Raw genomic sequence first — 1,037 nt, forward strand, 5'->3', positions numbered from 1 at the left:
TGTTTAGTCCCGGTATTTGCTGGAGCGGGTTTCTTTTGAATTTCTCTGGTTCTGTTTTCCAGATTTTGCAGATGAACTCGTAAGGCGTGAGGCCTTTGAGCGTCTTGAGCCTGCGGGCGAAGTTGTAGGCGATGACGAAGTCGGTGAGGTGACGTTCGAGGTCGGCGTGGCTGTCGTAGTGGTAGCGTTTGACTGTCGCCTCCTTGATCGTGCGGTTCATTCGCTCGACCTGGCCGTTTGTCCATGGGTGCTTGGGTTTGGTGGTGCGATGTTGGATTCCGAGTTGTGCGCAGGCGTATTCGAAAGCATGCGCCCAGACGGTTTCGCCCCTGGCGAGCGCCTCGGCAATCAGGGGAGCGGCCGATCCGCCAGCGCCCGGCGTCGTGAAGTGCGTGCCATTGTCGGTCAGAACGATGACGATCTTGTAGGGCACCGCTTCGACAAGATGGCGCAGGAAATCGCCGGCGGTGCTCCGTTTGGCTTGGCGATGAAGCTCTACGAAGGCGAACTTGCTCGTTCGATCGATGGCGACAAACAGATAAAGCTTGCCCTCAGCCGTCTGAACTTCGGCAATATCGATATGGAAATAGCCGATCGGGTAGGCTTTGAACGTCTTCCTGACAGGCTTGTCGCCTTCGACCTCGGGCAGGCGGCTGATCCCGTGACGCTGCAGACAGCGATGCAGGGACGAGCGCGTCAGCGCCGGAATGGTTGGCTGCAGCGCGTAAAGGCAATCGTCGAGCGGCAGCAGCGTATACTGCCGGAAAGCCACGATGACGGCCTCTTCCTCAACCGAGAGAACCGTCGATCTTGGTTCCTTCGGACCAGTCGGACGGTCCGCTACGGACGTGCGCTTCCTCCACTTCGCGACCGTCTTCTGGTTGATGCCGTAACGCTTCGACAGCGCCCTCAGGCTCTCTTGACTATGCTGTATCGCTCGACGGACTGCCTCAGTCGTCGTGGCGCTCCCATGGAGAAACTGGCCCATAATGATTCCTTCCATTCCTGAGAAAAGAATGCACCATTAAAGTCTGGGA

1 protein-coding gene is annotated in these 1,037 nt (G+C 57.8%); it reads right to left on the bottom strand.

Going from position 1 to position 1,037, the window contains the following annotated elements:
- A partial coding sequence (locus tag C7477_RS18665; protein ID WP_110754821.1) for an IS481 family transposase occupies positions 1–988 on the bottom strand: 988 nt, incomplete at its 3' end.
- Between the last annotated feature and the right edge of the window lie 49 nt (positions 989–1,037).

This window comes from Paramesorhizobium leguminum (genome assembly GCF_003217235.1).
Taxonomy (GTDB): Bacteria; Pseudomonadota; Alphaproteobacteria; order Rhizobiales; family Rhizobiaceae; genus Paramesorhizobium; species Paramesorhizobium leguminum.